This window comes from Streptomyces sp. RG80, from assembly GCF_040446465.1.
Lineage (GTDB): Bacteria > Actinomycetota > Actinomycetes > Streptomycetales > Streptomycetaceae > Streptomyces.
The window spans coordinates 1232456-1249241 of sequence record NZ_JBEAAJ010000001.1 but is presented as its reverse complement, the minus strand read 5'-3'; the positions used below and the strand labels follow the sequence as shown (position 1 = coordinate 1249241).

General features: G+C 69.4%; 15 protein-coding genes. 2 read left to right on the top strand and 13 right to left on the bottom strand.

The window, feature by feature from the left end; all coding sequences use genetic code 11:
* Positions 1–25: 25 nt before the first annotated feature.
* From ABKA17_RS05725 to ABKA17_RS05675, 11 genes are all read right to left on the bottom strand, one after another.
* The gene (locus tag ABKA17_RS05725) at positions 26–1729 is read right to left on the bottom strand and encodes a proline--tRNA ligase (RefSeq protein WP_353690701.1); all 1704 of its coding nucleotides are present in this window, start codon (positions 1727–1729) and stop codon (positions 26–28) included.
* Positions 1730–1989: 260 nt separating this feature from the next.
* Positions 1990–2556 (bottom strand): GNAT family N-acetyltransferase, encoded by a 567-nt coding sequence (locus ABKA17_RS05720; protein WP_353690700.1) that lies wholly within the window; start codon positions 2554–2556, stop codon positions 1990–1992.
* Positions 2557–2688: 132 nt separating this feature from the next.
* Complete coding sequence (locus ABKA17_RS05715) at positions 2689–3537, bottom strand: GNAT family N-acetyltransferase (RefSeq protein ID WP_353690699.1); 849 nt, start codon at positions 3535–3537, stop codon at positions 2689–2691.
* Positions 3538–3811: 274 nt separating this feature from the next.
* On the bottom strand, positions 3812–4969 hold the full coding sequence (gene ispG, locus ABKA17_RS05710) for a flavodoxin-dependent (E)-4-hydroxy-3-methylbut-2-enyl-diphosphate synthase (RefSeq protein WP_353690698.1): 1158 nt from the start codon (positions 4967–4969) through the stop codon (positions 3812–3814).
* Positions 4970–5138: 169 nt separating this feature from the next.
* Entirely contained in the window at positions 5139–6443 is a 1305-nt protein-coding gene (locus ABKA17_RS05705; protein ID WP_502994137.1) for a M50 family metallopeptidase, read from the bottom strand.
* Complete coding sequence (gene dxr / locus ABKA17_RS05700) at positions 6440–7696, bottom strand: 1-deoxy-D-xylulose-5-phosphate reductoisomerase (protein ID WP_353690697.1); 1257 nt, start codon at positions 7694–7696, stop codon at positions 6440–6442. Before dxr ends, ABKA17_RS05705 begins: the two co-directional genes overlap by 4 nt.
* 110 nt (positions 7697–7806) lie before the next feature.
* A complete protein-coding gene (locus ABKA17_RS05695; protein ID WP_353690696.1) occupies positions 7807–8043 on the bottom strand; it encodes a helix-turn-helix domain-containing protein in 237 nt (78 codons plus the stop codon).
* A gap of 103 nt (positions 8044–8146) precedes the next feature.
* Complete coding sequence (locus ABKA17_RS05690; protein ID WP_353690695.1) at positions 8147–10078, bottom strand: acyl-CoA dehydrogenase family protein; 1932 nt, start codon at positions 10076–10078, stop codon at positions 8147–8149.
* A 113-nt stretch (positions 10079–10191) separates the two neighbouring features.
* Positions 10192–11001 (bottom strand): GH12 family glycosyl hydrolase domain-containing protein, encoded by an 810-nt coding sequence (locus tag ABKA17_RS05685; RefSeq protein ID WP_353690694.1) that lies wholly within the window; start codon positions 10999–11001, stop codon positions 10192–10194.
* Positions 11002–11075: 74 nt separating this feature from the next.
* A complete protein-coding gene (locus ABKA17_RS05680) occupies positions 11076–11324 on the bottom strand; it encodes a hypothetical protein (protein ID WP_353690784.1) in 249 nt (82 codons plus the stop codon).
* Positions 11221–11742, bottom strand: coding sequence for a winged helix-turn-helix domain-containing protein (locus ABKA17_RS05675; RefSeq protein ID WP_353690781.1), 522 nt, complete (start codon positions 11740–11742; stop codon positions 11221–11223). The genes ABKA17_RS05680 and ABKA17_RS05675 overlap by 104 nt, the downstream gene beginning before the upstream one ends.
* 424 nt (positions 11743–12166) lie before the next feature.
* Here ABKA17_RS05675 and ABKA17_RS05670 point away from each other — a divergent pair, with 424 nt between their 5' ends.
* Both ABKA17_RS05670 and ABKA17_RS05665 read left to right on the top strand, forming a co-directional pair.
* Positions 12167–13180 (top strand): LacI family DNA-binding transcriptional regulator, encoded by a 1014-nt coding sequence (locus tag ABKA17_RS05670; protein ID WP_353690693.1) that lies wholly within the window; start codon positions 12167–12169, stop codon positions 13178–13180.
* A gap of 156 nt (positions 13181–13336) precedes the next feature.
* On the top strand, positions 13337–15385 hold the full coding sequence (locus ABKA17_RS05665; RefSeq protein ID WP_353690692.1) for a glycoside hydrolase family 31 protein: 2049 nt from the start codon (positions 13337–13339) through the stop codon (positions 15383–15385).
* Positions 15386–15438: 53 nt separating this feature from the next.
* Here ABKA17_RS05665 and ABKA17_RS05660 read toward each other — a convergent pair whose 3' ends face one another.
* Both ABKA17_RS05660 and ABKA17_RS05655 read right to left on the bottom strand, forming a co-directional pair.
* Positions 15439–16005 (bottom strand): chorismate mutase, encoded by a 567-nt coding sequence (locus ABKA17_RS05660; protein WP_353690780.1) that lies wholly within the window; start codon positions 16003–16005, stop codon positions 15439–15441.
* A 28-nt stretch (positions 16006–16033) separates the two neighbouring features.
* Complete coding sequence (locus ABKA17_RS05655; protein WP_353690691.1) at positions 16034–16759, bottom strand: glycoside hydrolase family 12 protein; 726 nt, start codon at positions 16757–16759, stop codon at positions 16034–16036.
* Positions 16760–16786 lie beyond the last annotated feature (27 nt).

Here is a 16786-nt window from a genome sequence, read left to right as displayed (position 1 = left end):
TGAGGAGTTCCTTTACGCCGGAGGCCTACGCGCTGAGGCGGGCGATCGCCTCGTCGACCGTCAGCTCCTCGCGCTCACCGGTCCTGCGGTCCTTGAGCTCCAGGACGCCCTCGGCGGAGCGGCGGCCCGCGACGAGGATCTTCGGTACGCCGATGAGCTCGGCGTCCGTGAACTTCACGCCCGGGGAGACGCCGGCCCGGTCGTCCACGAGGACGCGGAGGCCGGCGGCGCGCAGCTTCTCCGAGACGTCGAGGGCCAGCTCGGTCTGGAGGGCCTTGCCGGCGGCGACGACGTGCACGTCGGCCGGGGCGACCTCGGCGGGCCAGCACAGGCCCTGCTCGTCGGCGGTCTGCTCGGCGAGGGCGGCGACGGCGCGGGAGACGCCGATGCCGTAGGAGCCCATGGTCACGCGGACCGGCTTGCCCTGCTGGCCGAGGACGTCGAGCTTCAGCGCGTCCGCGTACTTGCGGCCGAGCTGGAAGATGTGGCCGATCTCGATGGCGCGGTCCAGCTTGAGGCCGGTGCCGCACTTCGGGCAGGGGTCGCCCTCCTGCACGACGACGACGTCTACGTACTCGCCGACCTCGAAGTCACGGCCCACGACGACGTTCTTGGTGTGCGTGTTCGCCTTGTTGGCGCCCGTGATCCACGCGGTGCCCGGTGCCACGCGCGGGTCGGCGATGTACTTGACCTTCTCGCCCAGCCCCCGCGGGCCGACGTAACCGCGGACCAGGTCCGGGCGGCCGGCGAAGTCCGCCTCGGTGACCATCTCGACGACGGCCGGGGCGAAGTGCGCCTCGACCTTGCCCATGTCGACCTCACGGTCACCGGGGACGCCGACGGCCACGATCTCGCCGTCGACCTTGACGAGGAGGTTCTTGAGGGTGGCGGAGGCCTCCACGCCGAGCTGGGCGGCGAGGGTCTCGATGGTGGGGGTGTCCGGGGTCGGGATGTCCTCGGCGGCGGGCACGGCGGAGCCGTCCACCGGCTTCAGCTCGTACGTGATCGCCTCGGTGTTGGCCGCGAAGTCGCAGTTGGGGCAGTCGGCGAAGGTGTCCTCGCCGGCGCCGGCCGGGGCCAGGAACTCCTCGGACTTCGAGCCGCCCATCGCACCCGCGGTCGCGGCGCAGATGCGGTAGTCGAGGCCGAGGCGCTCGAAGACGCGCTGGTAGGCCTCACGGTGCAGGGCGTAGGACTTGGCCAGGCCCTCGTCCTCGGTGTCGAAGGAGTACGAGTCCTTCATGAGGAACTCGCGGCCGCGCAGGATGCCGGCCCGGGGGCGGGCCTCGTCACGGTACTTGTGCTGGATCTGGTAGAGGATGACGGGCAGGTCCTTGTAGGAGGACGCCTGGTCCTTCACCAGCAGGGTGAAGATCTCCTCGTGGGTCGGACCGAGGAGGTAGTCGCCGCCCTTGCGGTCTTGGAGCCGGAACAGCTCCGGGCCGTACTCCTCCCAGCGGCCGGTCGCCTCGTACGGCTCGCGGGGCAGGATCGCGGGGAGCAGCACCTCCTGGGCGCCGATCGCGTCCATCTCCTCACGGACGATCCGCTCGACGTTGGCGAGGACCTTCTTGCCGAGGGGCAGCCAGCTCCAGATGCCGGCCGCAGTGCGACGGACATAGCCGGCCCGGACGAGGAGCTTGTGGCTGAGGACCTCGGCGTCCGCCGGGTCGTCGCGCAGCGTCTTCGCCATCAACTGGGACATGCGCTGGACCGGTGCGTTGGCCATGGTTCTCGTACTCCTGCCGGGTAAGGGTGGTGGCTGGGGGTGCCTGACACATTCCCGTCGTCCGTCCGCAGGACGGGCCCGGCGGCGTCTGGCGCGTGCGATCGCAAGGCGCCGGAGCGCCCTCGTGGCGGAGCCACGTGGGTGGTTCGGCAACGCGGCGAGCGTGCGTGCCAGGCGTCGCCGGGCAGGCGGGAATGTGTCAGGCACCCCCAGGGAGGTTAGCCGGGGGGCCGGTTCCGGTGGAAATCGGTTAGCGGTGGCTATCGCCTTCGGAGCGGGAGTGGGGCGCCCATCACGGCATACGGCTTGGGGGCGCTGGGGAACAGGACCTGGCGGGCGAGGTCCGTGTAGCCGAGCGAGTGGTAGAGGCCTCGGGCCGGGCTGTCGGTGTCGATCGCGGAGAGGATCGAGCGGGGTTCGCGGGCGCCGTCCGTGATCGTGGTGATCAGGGAGCGGCCGATGCCGCGGTTCTGGTAGCCCGGGTGGACGTGCAGTTCCGTGATGACGAAGGAGTCGTCCAGCCAGATGTCGTGCTCCTGGGCACGGAGGTACGGCTCGACGACCGTGGACCACCAGTGGGCGCGGTCGTTGGGCATGCCGTAGACGAAACCCACGAGGCGGCCGTCGGCTGTGGCGCCGAGGGCTCTCGCGCCGGGGTACGTCATGTGGCGCAGGACGATCTGGCGGCGTACGGCGACCTCGTCGGGGCCCAGTCCGAAAGCGATGGCCTGGACGGCGAGGGCTTCGTCGACGCGGGCCGACAGGTCGAGCGGGCCGATCACGATGTCGTCGGGGTGGCGGCGGTGTCCGTGACCGGGAAAGCGCATGTGGGGATCGTATAGGGGGGTGCGCGTTGTTGGGTGGGTGCGGGTTCGTAGTGGCTGGTCGCGCTCACGCGGCGGTAGCCGCAAATCGAAACAGCCCCGCACCCCTGGGGGCGTTGCCCCTCAGGGCGTCCTTCAGAAGAGCACGCTCATGAACGCGCCCACCTCTTGGAAGCCCACCCTCGTGTACGTCCTTCTCGCCGCCGTGTTGAAGTCGTTGACGTAGAGGCTGACCACCGGGGCCACGTCCGCGAGGGCGTAGCGCAGGACCGCTGCCATGCCGGGCGCCGCCAGGCCCCTCCCCCGGTACTCGGGGGCCACCCATACGCCCTGGATCTGGCAGGCCTGGGTCGTCGCCGCGCCGATCTCGGCCTTGAAGACGACCTTGCCGTCGCTGTCGAGGCGGGCGAACGAGCGGCCGGAACCCACGAGTTCGGCGACCCTGGCCTGGTAGAGGAGGCCGCCGTCGCCCGCCAGCGGGGAGACGCCGACCTCCTCGGTGAACATCGCCACGCACGCCGGCATGATCGTCTCCATCTCGTCCTTGCGGATGCGACGGAGGTAGGGATCCGGGGCGATGTCGGTGGGCATGCGGTCGGTGACCATGAGGGGCTGACGGCTGCGGACCTCTCGGGCCGGACCCCAGCTGGGTTCGAGCAGGCGCCACAGCTCGGCGGTGGCTTCCGCCGGGCCGACGATCGACGAGCAGCGGCGGCCCGCCCTGCGGGCACGGTCGGCGAAGGCCCGGACGGCTCGGGGGGTGGCGCAGATGGGGACCAGGTTGGCGCCGGCATAACAGAGGGACGTCAGCATGCCGTCCTCGTACCAGCCCCACATCTCGCCGCCGAGCCGCCAGGGGTCGAGGCCGGCGACCTGGACCCGGGAGGTCACGAAGGCGTTCGCGACCGGCTCGCGGTCCAGGACGGCGAGCGCGGCGTCCAGGTCGCTCGGTTCGAGGACCCGGGAGGTCGTCTGGGTCAACACGGGCGGGGCCTCACGCTGGGGACTGCTGATCTCCGCACTGTACCTGCGGAAGCTGAGCGGTGCCGCCCAGTGGAGGTGGCCGTTGTTTTTGCGGTACGCGGAGTGGGGGGCGGCGGGGCGCCTATGAGCTCGGGGCCTTGTGTCGAGTTGCGGCTGCGGGTCGTGGGGGCTTGTCACGCAGTTCCCCGCGCCCCTGGAGAGCTGGGGCCTGCGGCCCTCAGCCCCCAAACCCCTTCAGCCCTCCGAACCCTTCAGCCCCGAACCCTTCCGTTCCTCAGCCCGCTACCGCCACCGACGGCTCGCCCGATGCCACGCCGTCCGCCTCCATCTGTTCGGCCAGCTTCATGGCCTCCTCGATGAGGGTCTCGACGATCTTGGACTCGGGGACGGTCTTGATGACCTCGCCCTTGACGAAGATCTGGCCCTTGCCGTTGCCGGAGGCGACGCCGAGGTCGGCTTCGCGGGCCTCGCCGGGGCCGTTCACGACGCAGCCCATGACGGCTACGCGGAGCGGGACCTCCATGCCGGTGAGACCGGCCGTGACCTCTTCGGCCAGCTTGTAGACGTCGACCTGGGCGCGGCCGCAGGACGGGCAGGAGACGATCTCCAGGCCGCGCTGCTTGAGGTTCAGGGACTCCAGGATCTGGTTGCCGACCTTGACCTCCTCGACCGGCGGGGCCGAGAGGGAGACGCGGATCGTGTCGCCGATGCCCTGGGAGAGGAGGGCGCCGAAGGCGACCGCGCTCTTGATCGTGCCCTGGAATGCCGGGCCGGCCTCCGTCACGCCGAGGTGGAGGGGGTAGTCGCACTGGGCGGCGAGCTGCTTGTAGGCCTCGATCATCACGACCGGGTCGTTGTGCTTCACCGAGATCTTGATGTCCCGGAAGTCGTGCTCCTCGAAGAGGGACGCCTCCCACAGGGCCGACTCGACGAGCGCCTCGGGGGTCGCCTTGCCGTACTTCTTGAGGAGGCGGCTGTCCAGGGAGCCCGCGTTCACGCCGATGCGGATCGGGGTGCCGTGCTCCTTCGCGGCGCGCGCGATCTCCTTGACCTTGTCGTCGAACTGCTTGATGTTGCCGGGGTTCACCCGGACCGCGGCGCAGCCGGCCTCGATGGCGGCGAAGACGTACTTCGGCTGGAAGTGGATGTCCGCGATGACCGGGATCTGGGACTTGCGGGCGATGGTCGACAGGGCGTCCGCGTCGTCCTGGGTCGGGCACGCCACGCGGACGATCTGGCAGCCGGAGGCCGTCAGCTCGGCGATCTGCTGGAGGGTGGCGCCGATGTCGGACGTACGGGTCGTGGTCATCGACTGGACCGAGACCGGGGCGTCCCCGCCGACCGCGACGGAGCCGACCTGGATCTGCCGGCTCTTCCGGCGCTCGGCAACCCTGGTCGGAACGGACGGCATGCCGAGAGAAATCGCAGTCATCTGCTGTGCAACCCCAAGTCGTGGATCAAGGTCCGGTTCCCGTACGCAGCGGGCTCCAGGCTTCGAGATTACGGCACGCGCCGAGGCCCTGGCACATCCCGCTGATCAAGCCACACGAACGGGGACGGCCCGGCACAGAGTGTGCCGGGCCGCCGTGAACGCCGTATGGCTAGGAGATTCTCACCGGGTTGACCACGTCCGCGATGAGGACGAGGACGGTGAAGCAGATGAAGATTCCCGCCACCACATAGGCGACCGGCATCAGCTTCGCCACGTCGAACGGGCCCGGGTCCGGGCGGCGCATCACCTTTGCCACGTTCCGCCGCAGGGACTCCCACAGGGCGCCGGCGATGTGGCCGCCGTCGAGGGGGAGGAGCGGGAGCATGTTGAAGAGGAACAGGGAGAGGTTGAAGCCGGCGAGGAGCATCACGAACATCGCCAGTTGCTGGGACGCCGGGATGTCCAGGGTGGCGATCTCGCCGCCCACCCGCGCCGCGCCGACCACGCCCATCGGGGAGTCCGGTTCACGCTGGCCGTCGCCGAAGGCGGCGTCCCACAGAGCCGGGATCTTGGAGGGCAGGGCGGCGAGGGAGTCGACGGCGTCGCCGACACGGTCGGTCATCCAGACCACGGAGTCGCCGAAGTCCTGCTTGACGACGCCGGTGGCGGCGCTGAAGCCGAGGAAGCCGGCCTTGACGTACTCGCCCTGGACGTAGGCGCCGCTGGAGTCCTTCTTCGCGACGAGGTTGGTGGCGATCTTCGCCTGGAGAGCGACCTGTTTGCCGTCGCGGTCGACGACGATCGGGACCGTCTTGCCGGCGCTGTCGCGGATCAGGTCGGACAGGGTGTTCCAGTCGTCGGTCCGGACGCCCGCGAAGGAGACGATCTTGTCGCCCTTCTTCATGCCGGCCGCCGCGGCCGGGGAGGCCGCGTCGGTCTTCTTGCAGGTGTCGCGGTTCTCGCTCTGGGAGATGACGCACGGCGAGACCGAGGCCACGTCGGTGGTCTGCTGCTGGATGCCGAAGCCCATCAGGACCGTCAGGAACAGGGCGATCGCGAGGATCAGGTTCATGAAGGGGCCCGCGAACATCACGATGACCCGTTTCCAGGGCTTGCGGGTGTAGAACATCCGCTTCTCGTCACCCGGCTGGAGTTCCTCGTACGCGGCCGAGCGGGCGTCCTCGATCATGCCGCGCCAGGGCGAGGTGGAGCGGGCCTCCAGCTTGCCGTCGGCTCCCGGCGGGAACATGCCGATCATGCGGATGTAGCCGCCGAACGGGATGGCCTTGACGCCGTACTCGGTCTCGCCCTTGTTCCTCGACCAGATGGTCGGGCCGAAGCCGACCATGTACTGGGGCACGCGGATGCCGAAGAGCTTGGCCGTGGACAGGTGGCCGAGCTCGTGCCACGCGATCGAGACGAGGAGTCCGAACGCGAAGACCGCTATGCCGAGGATGAACATCAGGGTCGTCATGCACGGGCCTCCGCCGTCTGTGCTGCCAGTTCCCGGGCCCGGGTCCGCGCCCAGGTCTCCGCTTCGAGGACGTCCGACACGGTGAGTGAGGTTCCCGTGACCAGCGTGCCGTGTTCGTCCACCACGCGGGTCACGGTCTCCAGGATCCCGTTGAACGGCAGTGCGCCGGCCCGGAAGGCCTCCACGCACTCCTCGTTGGCGGCATTGAACACCGCCGGGGCCGTGCCCGCGAGCTCCCCCACGCGCCTCGCAAGGTTGACCGAAGGAAACGCGTCGTTGTCGAGCGGGAAGAACTCCCACGTCGACGCCTTGCTCCAGTCGAAGGCGGGGGCCGCGTCGGGGACGCGTTCGGGCCAGCCGAGGCCGATGGCGATGGGCCCGCGCATGTCGGGGGGCGTCGCCTGGGCGATTGTCGATCCGTCCGTGAACTCAACCATCGAGTGGACATACGACTGGGGATGCACGACCACCTCAATGCGGTCGAAGGGAATGTCGTAGAGGAGGTGCGCCTCGATGACCTCCAGGCCCTTGTTGACGAGGGTCGCGGAGTTGATCGTGATCACCGGGCCCATGGCCCAGGTGGGGTGGGCGAGGGCGTCCTCGACGGTGACGTTGGCGAGTTCCGCCTTGGTACGGCCGCGGAACGGGCCGCCGGATGCGGTCACGACCAGCTTCCGCACGTCGGCCCTCGTCCCGGAGGCCAGTGACTGGAACAGTGCCGCGTGCTCGGAGTCGACCGGGATGATCTGGCCGGGCTTGGCGAGCGCCTTGACCAGCGGGCCGCCGACGATGAGCGACTCCTTGTTGGCGAGCGCGAGGGTGCGGCCCGCCTCCAGGGCGGCGAGGGTCGGGGCGAGGCCGATGGAGCCGGTGATGCCGTTCAGCACGGTGTGGCACTCGGAGGCGGCGACCTGGGTGGCCGCGTCGGGTCCGGCGAGGATCTCGGGGAGCGGCTCGCCCGTGCCGTAGAGGCTCGTCAGCGCCTCGCGCAGCTGCGGTACGACGTCCTCGCGGGCGACCGCGACGGTCCGCACCCTCAGCCGGTGCGCCTGCTCGGCGAGGAGGGCGACCCGGCCGCCGTTGGCGGAGAGCGCGGTGACCCGGAACCGGTCCGGGTTGCGCAGGACGAGGTCGATGGCCTGCGTGCCGATCGACCCGGTGGAGCCGAGGATCACCACGTCCTTGGGACCGTCGCCCGCGACGGGGTCGTACACCAGATGCGGGTCGGCGAGGGGGGCTGGACTGTCGCTCATCCCCCCATTGTTGCCGTAAGGACGGTGTGTGAGGACAGCGCGTCCCCCTCACGGGGGTGCCGGCCGTCACATGAGCGACTCGCACCCCGTAGGTCTGGCTGAGCTGCCGCTCACTCGGCAACCAGATCCGCGGGCGACACGTCGAGGGCGTGGGCGATCAGCAGAAGGTCGTCGAGGCTCGTGTCGTAGGAGCCTCGCTCGACTTGCTCGATCCGGCTGCGCCCGAGCCTTGTCGCCCTTCCCAGATCATCCTGGGTGAGCCTCTGGTCCTCCCTGGCGGCTCGGACACTCTCTCCAAGCGCGAGAAGGCGGTCTACAACCCAGGCAGGCGGCGTCTCGGATCGCATGGGCGCACCTTGTGCCGGGTGATCGTTCGGGAGGGTATCGCTCAGCGGACGCCCGGTCGCCGGACAAGGGGTCCCCTTCACCAGGGGACACCCTTGCGGCCGGTCAGCGGATGGGGCGGTGGACGTTTTCGTGTTCGCTCGGGCCGGGGGTGGCGTCGGCGATCCAGGGGCCCTCGCCGGAGGGGTCGACGATGCCGTCCTCGAGCCATTCGTAGGTGCCGGACATGACGCCCTTGACGACCTTGCGGTCGACGTCGTCGGTGTTGGTCCACAGGCGGCCGAAGAGTTCCTCGACGCGGATGCGGGACTGGCGGCAGAAGGCGTCGGCGAGTTGGTAGGCCTGGCGGCCGTGGTCCTCGGTGGTGCGCAGGAGTTCGGCGCGGACACAGACCGCACTCATGGCGAAGAGCTCGGCGCCGATGTCCACGATCCGGCCGAGGAAGCCCTGCTTGGTCTCCATGCGGCCCTGCCAGCGGGACATGGCGTAGAAGGTGGAGCGGGCCAGTTTGCGGGCCGTTCGTTCCACGTAGCGGAGGTGCGGGGAGAGGTCCACCTCGTGTTTGAACTCGCTGTACGAGTACGGGAGTTGACCCTGGCCCGCGACCAGTTTCGGGAGCCACTTGGCGTAGAACGCGCCTGCCTGGGCGCCTGCCTTCGCCTTGTCCGAGAGGGACTTCTCCGGGTCGATCAGGTCGCCTGCGACGGAGAGGTGGGCGTCGACCGCCTCGCGGGCGATCAGCAGGTGCATGATCTCGGTCGAGCCTTCGAAGATGCGGTTGATACGGAGGTCTCGGAGGACCTGTTCGGCGGGGACCGCGCGTTCGCCGCGGGCCGCCAGCGAGGCGGCCGTCTCGAAGCCGCGGCCGCCGCGGATCTGGACGAGCTCGTCGGCGATGAGCCAGCCCATCTCGGAGGCGAAGAGCTTGGCGAGGGCGCCCTCGATGCGGATGTCGTTGCGGTCCTCGTCGGCCATCTGCGAGGACAGGTCCAGGACCGCCTCCAGGGCGAAGGTCGTCGCCGCGATGAAGCTGATCTTCGAGCCGACGGCCTCGTGGTGGGCGATCGGCTTGCCCCACTGCTCGCGGGCGGCCGACCACTCACGGGCGATCTTCAGGCACCACTTGCCGGCGGCCACGCAGGACGCGGGGAGGGAGAGACGGCCGGTGTTGAGGGTGGTGAGCGCGATCTTCAGACCGGTGCCCTCCGGGCCGATACGGTTCGCCGCCGGGACCCTGACCTGGTGGAAGCGGGTGACGCCGTTCTCGATGCCGCGCAGGCCCATGAAGGCGTTGCGGTTCTCGACGGTGATGCCCGGTGAGTTGGTCTCGACGACGAACGCGGTGATGCCGCCCTTGTGGCCCTCGCTCTTGGGCACCCGGGCCATCACGACGAGCAGGTCGGCGACGACGCCGTTGGTGGTCCAGAGCTTCACTCCGTCGAGGACGTAGTCGTCCCCGTCGGGGACGGCCGAGGTGGCGAGCCTGGCCGGGTCGGAGCCGACGTCCGGTTCGGTGAGGAGGAAGGCGCTGATGTCGGTGCGGGCGCAGCGGGGCAGGAAGGTGTCCTTCTGCTCCTGGGTGCCGAACAGCTTCAGCGGCTGGGGTACGCCGATGGACTGATGGGCGGAGAGCAGTACGCCGATCGCGGGGCTGGCCGAGCCGGCCAGGGCGAGTGCCTTGTTGTAGTACACCTGGGTGAGGCCGAGGCCGCCGTACTTGGTGTCGATCTTCATGCCGAGGGCGCCGAGCTCCTTGAGGCCGTTGATGACCTCGTCGGGGATGCGGGCCTCGCGTTCGATGAGGGCGCCGTCCACCTTGGTCTCGCAGAAGTCGCGGAGTTTGGCGAGGAACTCCTCGCCGCGCTGGGCGTCCTCCGCGGGCGGCATGGGGTGGGGGTGGACGAGGTCGAGGCGGAAGCGACCGAGGAACAGTTCCTTGGCGAAGCTGGGCTTGCGCCAGTCCTGTTCCCGGGCCGCCTCCGCGACCTGGCGGGCCTCACGTTCGGAGACGGTGGGTTTGCTGGGTGGGGCGGACATGAGGGTCACCTCGCCGCGAATCGGGATCTTGGACCGTTTTCGTTACCGACCGGTGCTACTCGATCGTATGTACCCGATCCCAGGCGACCCCACCACCCCTGGGGCGCGGCCGTTCAGCCGATGTTGACGGAGTAGGCCTTGGTGTCAAGGCGTCCGGTGCCCTTGAAGACCTCGGTGCCGGACTCGATGCCGGAGACGTACTTGTCGTTGCTCAGCAGCTTGCGCCGGACGAGTGCCTGGGTGAAGTCGTCCAGGTCGAGCGTGGCCTTGGTGGTGTTGGTGCGGCGGACGAAGGAGTACACCTTCCAGCCGATGTCGCCCTGGTAGATGTCCCACATGGCGCCGCCGAGGCTGACGGACCCGTACTTGCTGCCCAACGGGCCCGCCCCGCCCTGCCGGTTGAGCCAGATCATGATCTCGTCGGTGGGCTGGTCCTGCCAGTCGGCGGTGCTCTTGTTGTGCAGCCACAAGTCGTAGGCGACATTCATGACGCCCGGATCGGAGCTGACCGTGAACTCCCAGCTGGTCTTCACGGGCTTGCGGTCGCCGACGCGCAGGGGCAGCCCGGTGGAGTTCTTGTCGACCTTCCAGCCCCAGTGCCAGCCGAGGACGCTCGACGCGTAGGACTTCACGTCGTAGTCCTTGCCGGTGCCGCTGTTGGCGAGGCTGTAGTTCGTGCCCCAGGAGATCGTGGCGCCCGACTGGGAGTTGCTCCAGACGCACTGGGTGCCGGTGGCCTTCTCACGGTTCCAGACGTTGTTGTTCACGTAGTACTTGCCGAGCGTGATCGTGTCGAAGTCCGTGCACTTCTTGCTCGACTCGTCCGCCTGCGCGACGGTCACACCGACGGCCGCGGCGATCGCGACCGCACCGGAGACAAGGGTCTTCGCCCTTTTGGAGAAGCGGGGGCGGCGGTGCTGCATGGGGCGGGTCCTCACGAAGGGGGTGATCGGTTACGTCCCTTCAGTGGGCGCCGGGGTGGCAAAGGTTGCCGTGCCTAATCGGTGAGGTGCTCCCAGATGGCGTCGAACCATTCCTGAAAGGAGTTCACGAACACGGTCCCCTGGGAGTTCGGGTTCTCGTCCGTGACGTGATGGGCGAGGCCGACGCCAGCACCACTCACGTCAAGGACCCGCTCGATCTCACGGCCGTCCTCGAGAACGACGTTCCGCATGTAGAGCATGTAGTGCCCGAGCACCGCCTCCGCGCCGTTGAGGAGATAGAGCTTGAAGCTCGTCGTCGGCAAGGTCCGATGTGCGCCAGTACGGAAGTGACAGCGACTGGGCGGGCGACAGCACGCGCAGCGTGATGCGCCGGGGGGCGATCTCTCCGGCCCGTATCCGTTCGATCTGGAGGCGCAGGTGTGCGTCCAGCGACTCGCAGGTCAGGGTGAAGACATCCAGGGTCACCTCGCGCCGGCCGAACGCGCGATCAATGACTGACCGCAGGGTGACCGTTCCCTCAGGGTGCCTGTCGTTCGCGAGAGAGTGGATGTGCTGTGCCCTGACGACCCGGGTGCCCATTCCCTGCCGAGTCTCGATCCAGCCTTCGGCGCGGAGCTCCCTCAGTACTCGTTGCACGGTGTCGCGCGAAACACCCAGCTCCTCCGCCAGGTGGCGCTGCGGCGGCAGCAACGAGTTGAGGGGGTAGCTGCCGTCGGCCATGCGCGCCCGCAACACATCCGCGACGCGCGCGGACTCCCCGCCCCCGCCATCGCCGTCGCTCACACCGCGAACGTACCCGTCACGTCAGTGGGTAAGCGCGCAGGCGCGTGCCGCGCGAGAGCAGGCGTCGTGGGTCTCGGGTCCTGCCCGCGTGTCCGCGTGGAGGGCAGTGGTCGCGGAGAACCCGCAGAGTTACTCATGCGGGGTGGAGAACGCTCAAGTACCGTCGGTGTCCGACCCTGGTCGCCCCGCCCCCCGGAAGAGCCGTCGGGAGGCCCGAAGGGGACCCTGTTTCAAGTCGATGTCGAAGCGCTTCGACAACCTATGGACACCCACCTCGGGTGGAGCTACTGTCGAACCACCCTCACCCGCCCTTGTTCGTACTGCGCACTGTCGAAGCGCTTCACAAAGCTTGGAGAGCTGGATGGTCACCCTCGCCGAGGTCGCCCAGCACGCCGGAGTCTCGGCGAGCACGGTGAGCTATGTCCTCAGCGGCAAGCGGTCCATCTCCGGGGCCACCCGGCAGCGGGTCGAGGAGAGCATCCGCACACTGGGCTACCACCCGAACGCGGGCGCCCGCGCCCTGGCCAGCAGCAGGTCGAACATCATCGCGCTGATGGTCCCCCTCCGCACCGACATGTACGTGCCGGTGATGATGGAGATCGCCATCGCGGTGGCCACCACGGCCCGCCTCCACGGCTACGACGTCCTGCTGCTCACGGGCGAGGAGGGCCCCGACGCCGTCCGCCGGGTCACCGGCAGCGGGCTCGCCGACGCGATGATCCTGATGGACGTCGAACTCGACGACGAGCGGCTGCCGTTGCTGCGCGGCACCGACCAGCCGTCCGTGCTCATCGGCCTCCCCGCCGACATCTCCGGACTCACCTGCGTCGACCTCGACTTCCGGGCCACCGGCGCGCTCTGTGTCGAGCACCTCGCGATGCTCGGCCACCGGGACATCGCTGTCATCGGCGAGGCCCCGGCGGTCTACGAGCGGCACACCGGCTTCGCCGAGCGCACCCTCGACGGACTGCGGTCGCGGGCCCAGGAGTTGGGCGTACGACTGCTGCACCGGCCGTGCGAGGGCGGCTACGACGCGATGGCCGTGACCCTCGCCCGGATCCTCGACGAGCGCCCGGCCACCACGGGTTTCGTCGTGCAGAACGAGTCGGCCGTCGAGCCGCTGCTCGCCCTGCTGCGCCAGCAGGGGCGGGCCGTGCCCGAGGACGTGTCGGTGGTGGCGGTCTGCCCCGACCAGGTCGCGACCCAGGCCTCGGTGCGGCTGACGTCGGTCGCCATCCCCGCGCAGGAGATGGGCCGGCATGCCGTGGAGCGTCTGGTGGCCAAGCTCGAAGGGCGCGGCGAGGACGAAGTCGTGCTCATCGCACCGGAGTTGACGGTCCGGGCGAGTACGGGACCCGCGCCGTCGGCGCACTGAGAATCTGCCCGCACCGATCTCTCCGCACCGATCCCGCTGCACCTCCGCACCGATCATTCCGCAGCCTCTGAACCGATCTCTCCGCACCGATCCTTCCGCACCGCGCAGCCCCGCTGGGGCACCACCTGTCTCCACTCGCCTCCAGGAGCACATCTCGTGACTCAGCCTGCCGAAAACCAGCCCCAGCAGGGCACTGTCAGCCTCGCGCAGTCGTCCCCCACCGTCGGCACGTTCCGCGAGCGGGACGGTGCGCTGGAGTGGAGCGGCCGTCAGGAGACCCTCCGTATCGAGCCCTGGGGTCCGGACGCCGTCCGGGTGCGTGCCCGGCTCGGCGGGCCGATCCTCGAGGGGCTGCCCGGTGCCCTGCTCGACGAGGCGCCGGCCACCGAGAGCTCGGTCAAACTGGGCGACGGGGACGCCCAGTTGACCGTGGGGGCCCTGACCGTCCACGTCGACGCCGAGGGCCTGATCCGCTTTCTGCGCACCGACGACTCCACCGAGCTCCTCTCGGAGGCCCGCGCCCACTTCTGGTGGCCCGGCTCGCGTCTCTACACCGCCGTGGGCAACGGCCACCACCGCCTCGAGCAGCGTTTCGCCGCGTACGACGACGAGAAGCTGTACGGCCTCGGCCAGCACCAGCACGGCCGGCTCGACCAGAAGGGCCTGGTCCTGGACCTGGTGCAGCGCAACGCCGAGGTCGGCATCCCGGTGCTGACCTCCAGCCGCGGCTACACCCTGCTGTGGAACAACCCGGCGATCGGCCGTGTCGAGCTCGCCCACAACGGCACCCGCTGGGTCGCCGACTCGGCCCGGCAGATCGACTACTGGATCACGGCCGGCGCCCCGGCCGACGGGCAGCGCCGCTACTCCGCGGCGACCGGCCGTACGCCGATGATGCCGGAGTGGGCGGCGGGCTTCTGGCAGTGCAAGCTGCGCTACCGCACCCAGGACGAACTCCTCGCCGTGGCCCGGGAGTACAAGCGCCGGGGGCTGCCGATCTCGGCGATCGTCTGCGACTTCTTCCACTGGACGCACCTGGGCGACTGGAAGTTCGACCTGAGCGAGTGGCCCGACCCGGCCGCGATGGTCCGTGAACTGGAGGAGCTGGGCATCAAGTTGGTGGTCAGTGTCTGGCCATCGGTGTCCCCGCTGAGCGAGAACCACCAACTCATGGAGCAGCGAGGCTACTTCATCGGCACCCAGTACGGCCCGATGGCACACGCCGACTGGCCCGACAAGGAGGTCGCCTCCACGGTCCAGGTCGCGTTCTACGACGCCACGAACCCCGACGCCCGCGAGTTCATGTGGTCGCGCGTCCGCGACAACTACCTGAAGCCTTACGGCATCACGGCGTTCTGGCTGGACGCCTGCGAGCCCGAGCTGAAGCCCGGCTTCCCGGAGAACCTGCGCTACTGGGCGGGCCCCGGCCTGGAGGTCGGCAACAGCTACCCGGCCGAGAACTCCCGTACCTTCCACGAGGGCCTGACAGCGGAGGGCGAGGAGGTCATCACCCTCAACCGCTCGGCGTGGGCGGGCAGTCAGCGCTACGGCGCCGCCCTGTGGTCCGGCGACATCGGCACCGACTTCCCGACCCTGCGCCGCCAGATCGCGGCCGGCCTCAACACCGCGCTCTCCGGCGTCCCCTGGTGGAACACCGACATCGGCGGCTTCCACGGCGGCGACCCGGACGACCCGGCGTACCAGGAGGTCATGGTCCGCTGGTTCCAGTTCGGCACGCTGTCCCCGCTGATGCGGCTGCACGGCTTCCGCGACCCGGGCATGCCGCTGGGCCCGGAGATGACCGGCGGGCCCAACGAGGTGTGGTCGTACGGCGAGGCGGCCGGGGCCGTCCTGGAGCGGTATCTGCGGCTGCGCGAGCGCCTGAAGCCGTACATCCTGGAGGTCATGCGGGAGGCTCACGAGGAGGGGCTGCCGCCCATGCGGCCGCTGTTCCTGGAGTTCCCGGACGACCCGGCGACCTGGGCGGTCGACGACGCCTATCTCTTCGGCGGCGACCTGCTGGTGGCCCCGGTGCTGACGGCGGGCGCCACGGCCCGCACGGCCTATCTCCCGGCGGGCGCGACCTGGACGGACGCGTGGACCGGTGAGACGTACGAGGGCGGCAGGACCGTGACGGTCGACGCCCCGCTGGACCGCATCCCGCTCTTCCTGCGGGACGGGGCGCGCCTGCCCGTAGCGGAGTAGGCACGCCGGTGCGGCCGGTCCCGATAGGGGAGGGGACCGGCCGCACACTCATGTCAGCGGCAGACCGAGGCGAGCGAGCGGATCAGCGCGCTGGTGTGCAGGAGGTCCGGGTGCCGCTCGTGGTGGATCTCGACCACGGCGAGCGCGAGTTCGGGCTCGCAGGTGGGCGCGGTGCGCTCCTCGGTAGAGCCGGCGACGGCGTCGACGAGGTCGGTGTTCACACGGTTGATCCGCTCCCGTACGACGTTCAGGTCCGGCTTGGTCGTCGGCGCCTGGTCGGGATGCGCGGTCCAGCGGCGGTAGAGGCCGCGCTGGACCTGCTTGTTGGCCTCGATCTGGTCGCGGAAGATCCGCCGGATCTCGTCCGGGTCGGCGCCGATCCGCTGGGCCTGTGCGGCGACGGTGTCGAGGACCTGCTGTTCGCGGGCGGGGTCGTCGATGGGGCTGTCGGTGCCCCATTTCGCGGCCGCGACGAGGTCGGCGGTGGCAAGGCGCTCGGCGGCGAGGTCGGCCACTGGCCGCAGGTCCGAGGGCTGGGGTGCCGCCGCCGCGGTGCCCGGTGAGGCGAGCAGCGCGGCGGCGGCGATCAGGGTGACGGTGAGGGGGGTGGAGTTGCGCATGGGGTCCATGTAACCCCACCCCGCCTGCTCAACTGCTGCTGACCGTCAGGTTGTTGGTGACGAAGTCCAGACCGCCGGAGGAGCTGGTGATCTCGTAGCCGAACTGGACGTCGCCGATGGTCTCGCTGCTGGACATCCAGCCCTTGGTGCCCGAGATCCAGGTGAGGATCGGCTTGATGTTCACGGTGCCGGAGCTGGAGTCCGAGGTGCGCAGGAACGAGAACACCTCGTTGGCGCCGTTGCTGCCCTTGTAGACGGTCCAGGTGTGGCCGCCGAGGGTGACATTGCCCTGCGAGGTGCCGAGCGGGCCGACGGCCCCGTTGTAGTTGACCCAGAGCATGATCTCGTAGTCGTAGTCCGTGTCCCAGATGTCGTACGACGTGTTGTACGCGCCGGACGACGGGACCGTGACGTTGTAGCTGCTGGTGAGCGAGCCGAGGGAGGCGATGGTCTTGTTGACCACCTTCTTGGAGTTCGGGTAGGACTTGATGCCGCCGGTGTTGGGGTGGTTGGCCCAAACGCCCCAGTTCGTACCGGAGTTGGCCCAGACGCACTGGCTGCCGGCGCCGGAGCCCCAGATGTTGTTGTAGAGCGTGTAGCCGTTCAGGCTCGTGTTGCCCCACTGGTCGCAGGAGTTCCAGACGGCGGCGGAGGCGGGGGCGGAGGCGAGTCCGACGGTGGCGCCGAAGGCCATCGCCGGGGCGAGTACCGCCATGGTGATCCTGCGGAGGGTGTTCTTCCTGCTCTTTGCCATGGGGTCCCTTTCCATGGGTGGGGGGAA